The 5,422-nt window shown below is 69.0% G+C and carries 6 protein-coding genes; all 6 read right to left on the reverse strand.

What is annotated here, in order from left to right; all coding sequences use genetic code 11:
• Positions 1-711: alkaline phosphatase family protein (locus tag VF697_RS10100; RefSeq protein ID WP_331093698.1), on the reverse strand; the 711-nt coding region annotated here is incomplete at its 3' end.
• 46 nt (positions 712-757) lie between these two features.
• Entirely contained in the window at positions 758-1,489 is a 732-nt protein-coding gene (locus VF697_RS10105; RefSeq protein WP_331093700.1) for a hypothetical protein, read from the reverse strand.
• 5 nt (positions 1,490-1,494) lie between these two features.
• Positions 1,495-3,228, reverse strand: coding sequence for a VWA domain-containing protein (locus VF697_RS10110; protein WP_331093702.1), 1,734 nt, complete (start codon positions 3,226-3,228; stop codon positions 1,495-1,497).
• A 169-nt stretch (positions 3,229-3,397) separates the two neighbouring features.
• Entirely contained in the window at positions 3,398-3,946 is a 549-nt protein-coding gene (locus tag VF697_RS10115; protein ID WP_331093704.1) for a hypothetical protein, read from the reverse strand.
• Positions 3,943-4,350 (reverse strand): hypothetical protein, encoded by a 408-nt coding sequence (locus tag VF697_RS10120; RefSeq protein ID WP_331093706.1) that lies wholly within the window; start codon positions 4,348-4,350, stop codon positions 3,943-3,945. Before VF697_RS10120 ends, VF697_RS10115 begins: the two co-directional genes overlap by 4 nt.
• Positions 4,351-4,587: 237 nt before the next feature.
• Positions 4,588-5,316: a hypothetical protein gene (locus VF697_RS10125; RefSeq protein WP_331093708.1), complete on the reverse strand. Its 729-nt coding sequence runs from the start codon at positions 5,314-5,316 to the stop codon at positions 4,588-4,590.
• Positions 5,317-5,422: the final 106 nt, after the last annotated feature.

Here is a 5,422-nt window from a genome sequence, read left to right on the forward strand (position 1 = left end):
CAGGCCCTTGTAGTCCCCCTCGTACCCGGCGTCGTCGGGCCCGGTGTACTTCGCCGCCGGCTGCGAGCGCTCCCACACCTTGCCGAACTGCGCGTCCATCGGGTTCTTCGTGTTGAAGTCGCTCACCCAGCCCGGCAGCGCGCTCTCGAAGTACTTGGAGGTGGTCATCTTGCCGGTCGACTCGGACAGCCAGTAGGCCTTGCCGTCGTGGCCCGCCATCAGCACCGCCGCGCGGTCCTTCAGGGCGACCGCCACCACCTTGGACTCGGGGCTCTTCTTCTTGAGCAGGTCGCCGACCGTCGGGGCGAGCAGCTTGTTGGGCGAGGAGTCATCCTCGGGATCCGCCGGCGCCTCCAGCAACGGATTGGCGGGATCCAGCAGCGTGGTGACGCTCTTGCCCGTGGTGCGATCGAAGTACTTGTTGGAGACGATGCCGCTCTTGTGCGGATAGACGCCGGTACCGAGGAGCGCGTGACCGGGGCCCGTGTAGGTGGCGAGCTGCCGGTAGGTGGAGTCGGTGAAGCGCGTCCCACCGAGAATGCGCTTGATGCCCTTGGGCCCCAGGCGCGGCTCCAGCTTCGTCAGCACGTCCGCGCCGAGCTGATCCACCACCAGCAGCACCACCAGCTTGGGCGGCGCGGCCTGCTTGCCCGCCTTCACCGGCTTCGCCGGCGCCTGCGCGACCGCGGCCGAGCCGACGAGCAGCGCCATTGCCATTCCGAGACGTTTCGAGACCTTCATTGCCATCTCCCGCGAGTTACGAGTTTCGTGTTCTCTGCGCCTGGCGCGGGGCCTCGGCGAGCTCCTCGAAGCTCTCCGAGATGGCCCCGATCTCCCGAGACAGCCCGGAGAGATCCGCGGTCACCCGCTGCGAGCTCTCCGCGACCTCCGAGTCCGCCTGGGCCGAGCGCAACGTCAAGACCTGGAGCCGCACCGCCTCCAACTTCGCCTGCAGCGTGGCCAGCTCCGCATCCAACCTCGCCACGTGGCCCTTGAGCGCGGCCGCGTGCGCGAGCTGTTCCTCCCGGACCTTCGCCGCCTCACGGTAGCGCTCGCTCGCGGCGTGATCCGGGCTCTCCGCCGCCAGCCTCTCCAGCCGGGCGTGCTCCGCCGTCAGCGCCTCCTCTCCGGCCTGCGCCAGATAGGACTGCAGCTCCTGGTGCCGGGCCACCAGCGCCAGCCCCTGCGTGCCAATCCGCTCGAGCTGGGACGTGGACATCGCGAGCAGGGCGCGCGCGGACTCGGGCACGCGCGCCAGCTCCGCCGCGAGCTGCTCCTTGGCGCTCCAGAGCGTCTGCGCCATGGCGCGGTGCGTGGCATCCAGCCCTGGCGGAAGCTGCGGGCCCCCGCGGTTGAGCAGCGCGAGGACCCCCGCGGCGAGCGTGCCCAGTCCGAGCACCCACCACTCACCCGTGGCCGCGGAGGTGACGCCGGCCGTGGCCAGCACCCCCGCGGTGGGAAAGAACTTCTGCCAGGCGGACTCCTTCATGCGGCTCAGAAGTACGACGCGATCTGGTGGTACAGCTTGTCGATGTCCGCGCTGTCGCCGTGGACCATCAGCGCGTTCGAGCGATCGCTCAGGTTGCGAAGCAGATCCTCGTCCGCCTCGTCGCCGTACGCGATGGTGAAGACGCGCGTGCCCTCGGTGTCCTCGGGCTTGGGCAGCCGCTCGATGAGGTCCGGCCGGTTCCTCTTCGAGGAGGTGTCCTTGCCATCGGAGAGGACGACGATGCCGTAGCTGCGCGGCTCGGTCTCCTTCTTGCGCGCCTCCTCGATCTCATCGAAGGCCATCAACACCGCGTCGTAGAGCGAGGTCTGTCCCTGCGCGTACAGGCCGTTGACCTTCTGCACGAGGCTCTCGCCCATCTGGCGCACCTTGCCCGGCGTCCCGAGCGCGACCGGCTGCTCGCTGAAGGCAATCACCTGCACCAGGTCATCCGGCTCCATGCGCTGGAGGAACTTCACCGTGCCCGCGCGAGCCGCGTCCATCGGCTTGCCGTTCATCGAGCCGGAGATGTCCAGGACGACCCAGATCGCCGCCTTCTTCTTCGTCTCGTGCCAGAGCGTGTTGGCGCGCTGGAAGAGATCCTCGCTCACGTACTCGAGCTCGTGGCGCTGGACGTTCGGCGACACGCCGTGGTCCTCGTCGAAGGGGGCGGTGAGCGGCACGTCCTTGAGCGCGGGCCGGAAGCCGTACTTCGGCGCCTTGGCCTGCTGCTCGGCCGACAGGAGGAAGTCGAGGAACGCGCGCGCGCCCTGCTTCTGGTCCTCGGTGACCCACTCGGCCTCCACGACGCCCGCGGGGTGCGTCTCCCAGAACGTCCCCTCCTTGGGGTACACCGCCACGAGGGGGAAGGGCTTCGTCTTGCACTTGTCGTTGGCCTTCACGACGGAGGACTCGTACACGGTGACCGCGGACAGGTAGGCGGGGCCGCGCGTGCACAGCTTGTCCACCAGCCAGCTCGAGCTCTCGCCATAGTGGACCACGGAGCGCTCGATGTCCTTGAGCAGCGACACCACCTGCGGGTTCTTCATGTCCGCCGAGGTGAGGCCCGCGTCCTTGCCGGCACCCGCGTAGATCATGCTGATGACGGAGAGCATCGCCGAGTTCGAGTAGTCAGGATGCGAGTGCCCGAACTTGAAGGCGCCCCACTCCGGATGGCCCAGGGCGCTCCAGCCCTTGGGGTTGGTCACCACCGAGCGCAGGTCCTTCCAGCCAATCTCCTTGTTCGGCCACCCGAGCGCCTCGGCCATCGGCTTCCAGAGGGCGATGACGAGCGCGATGTTCACGGTGTCCTTCGCCTCGGCGACGAAGGGGTGGTTCTCCCGGGTCTGCCAGTCCTGGTTGATGAGATCGATCCAGCTCTTGCCGGCGGGCCCCCAGATGGTGGGCTTGGACTTGCCGGCGAGGATGGCGGCGCGGCTCTCGCCCGAGCGCATGTGCTCGGCCTTGACCACCACGACCTTGCCGTTGATCTCCACCTTCTTGTCGTTGAAGGCCTTGACGACGTCGTTGACCCACTCCTTCTTGCCGTCCGACGAGGCGTAGAGCACCTCGATGGTGTCCTTGCCGGGCGTGGCGGGAGGCTGGCTGTCGGGGCGCTCGATCGGGCGCGCCTCGGAGCCGGGCGGCTGCGAAGTCGTGTTGGGGGAGAGCTTGGTGTACAGCACGGCGCCGCAGACGAGTGCGAACAGAGCGACGACCGCGATGCTGGTTCCTCGGTTCATGACGTTCCTCTCGGGGGCGCACTCTACGGCACTCGCACCACGCCAGGTAGAGAAGGACGTCCGGCACCCGGTGACCGGGCTTGCTTCCCGCGTCCCGCCAGGGTAGGGGACGGGCGACGGCTCTGGTGTCATTCGGCCCGCTCCCCGGCAGGAGGGCGGGCATGGGTACTCACGGCTTCAGATGGCCGTCCAGGGTGGCGATCCGACGCGCGTCCTGGACCACGCCCTGGATGCGACCCGAGTCTGGGAAGAGCGTCTCGGCCAGCTCGCTCAGCCGCAGGGCCTTCTCCAGCGATTCCTTCGTCCGCTCGTGGACCCAGGAGCGCAGCAGGCCCGCCCACGCGTCCTCCAGCGTCTCCAGCGCCTTGGCCGCGCCCTCTTCGTACAGCTTCGTGGCCGCGTGGGAGTCATTGCGGAGGGTGTCCAGGAAGTAGCCCAGCTCCACCACCGCCGGCCCGCTTCGCTCGGAGCCCACCACCGCCTGCTCCAGCACTCGCCGCACCTCCGCGAAGGTCGCCTCCGCGTCCTGGCCGGGCTCGTCCGCGAGCTGCAACTGGCGCCCGAGCTCCAGCAGGTTGGGGACGAAGGTGGGGCTGTCCGCCGCCAGCTCCCGGTGCAGCCGCAACCGCTCCGGGTCTCCCGGCTTGCCCGCCTTCCGTGCCTCCTGGAGCCGTGCCACCAGCTCCTCCACACTCGGGTGCAAGGGCGGCTTCGTCATTGCACCTTCTCCATCAACCGCTCCTGCTGCTCGATGAGCTTCTCGGCCAGCTTGAGTTGTGCCTGCGTCGCGAGGGTGAAGTCCCTCTGCTCCAACAGCTGCTTGATTTGAAAGAGGGTGTGCTCGCGCAGTTGCGACGGGAAATCCCGCACCCGCTGCAGCGAGGCCGGCACCTGCCCCAGCCGCGTGTTGAGCAGCGTGATGCGCTCCAGCATCCGCGCCGCCTGCTGCTGGGAGAGCAGCCCCGCGGCCGCCGACTCGGCGATCAGCACCTGCGCTTCCGCGAACTGCCCCTGCGCGATGAGCGCCCAGATGCGCGCGGAGACCGTGCCTCCCTTGCTGCGCGTGCCCTCGTCGACCTCGTCCGCCCCGCACGCCCCCTCGTCACCCCGAGCGCACGCCACCCTCAGCCCTTCCGCGCGCTCCTCCCTCCCCACGGCTCCGCCATGCCCACACCCCATGGCGCAGAGCAGTGCCCAACCGCTGAGAAGGACGTTCCAGGTACGCACGGGCCACCATGATTCAAGTCAATTACGACTATTCTGGATTTAGCCATGAGTTCGGGTCAGGTGTCAAGTTGTGACCTGTCACGTTGGCGGACGCCATGGGTCATCATGCCCCACCCGTCCTTGGCCGTCACCTCAGAAGGCGTAGCCGATGGAGAAGGAGAGCACCGGCAGGTGGACGTACTGCTCGAAAGTGTCGTCCAGGTAGCCCTCGGCGAAGCGGGAGAAGGCGGTGACGAGCAGCGGGTTGCTCGGCTCGAACTGGGGCTCCACGCGGCTGTTGGAGTCCAGGGTGAAGGCCCCACCCAGCGCGGTGCGCGCCGTCCACCCCGCGCCCAGTCCCCAGCGCCAGCCCACCTCCACGTCCAGCATGTGCAACACCGAGCGCACCCGGTACTCGCGGTTGAGCACCTCCTCGCCCGCGGGCGGATTGATGCCGGTAAGCGCTACCAGCACCGTCTCCGGATTCGTCTCGCCGCCGAGCGCCACCAGTCCGTAGCCGCCCTCCACGTAGAGGCCCGCGCCCGGGAAGGGGCGCCAGCCCACGTGCGTGCGCCACACCAGCGAGCTCTTCAACGCCTCCTTGATGAGGTCCGCCCGGTCCCGGTCATAGGCGTCCAGGGCGATCGCCCCCTCGTTCACCGCCTGGAGGTAGGCCCCTGGCAGGTAGCCCAGCGAGGTCGACAGGCGCAGGCGCCACGGGGACTCGACGCCCAGCCTCCCGCCCACCGACAGGGGGAAGTCCGTGTTGGCCTCCACCGTGATGTCCCAGCCATGGCCCTGCTTCATCTCGGCCGCCTTGGCCTCCGCGCCCGCCAGCAGCCCCGCGAGCAGCACCGCGCCCGCTCCCGCACGTGCCGTCATCCGTCCCCCCTCCGCCTCCGAGTGGCTCCACGCATCAGGCGCGGTGCCCCGTTCGGGGGCACGGTGGGCATGCGGGGGTCCCCCGCCATCCGACCGGAGGGCACGG

Origin of the sequence: Archangium sp. (assembly GCF_036388035.1) — a bacterium.
Taxonomy (GTDB): domain Bacteria; phylum Myxococcota; class Myxococcia; order Myxococcales; family Myxococcaceae; genus Archangium.

Excerpts from the sequence above, each read along its gene's own strand:
- VF697_RS10105 (WP_331093700.1), bottom strand. The coding sequence starts at position 1,489 with ATGAAGGAGTCCGCCTGGCAGAAGTTCTTTCCCACCGCGGGGGTGCTG.
- VF697_RS10125 (WP_331093708.1), bottom strand. The coding sequence starts at position 5,316 with ATGACGGCACGTGCGGGAGCGGGCGCGGTGCTGCTCGCGGGGCTGCTG.
- VF697_RS10115 (WP_331093704.1), bottom strand. The coding sequence starts at position 3,946 with ATGACGAAGCCGCCCTTGCACCCGAGTGTGGAGGAGCTGGTGGCACGG.
- VF697_RS10110 (WP_331093702.1), bottom strand. The coding sequence starts at position 3,228 with ATGAACCGAGGAACCAGCATCGCGGTCGTCGCTCTGTTCGCACTCGTC.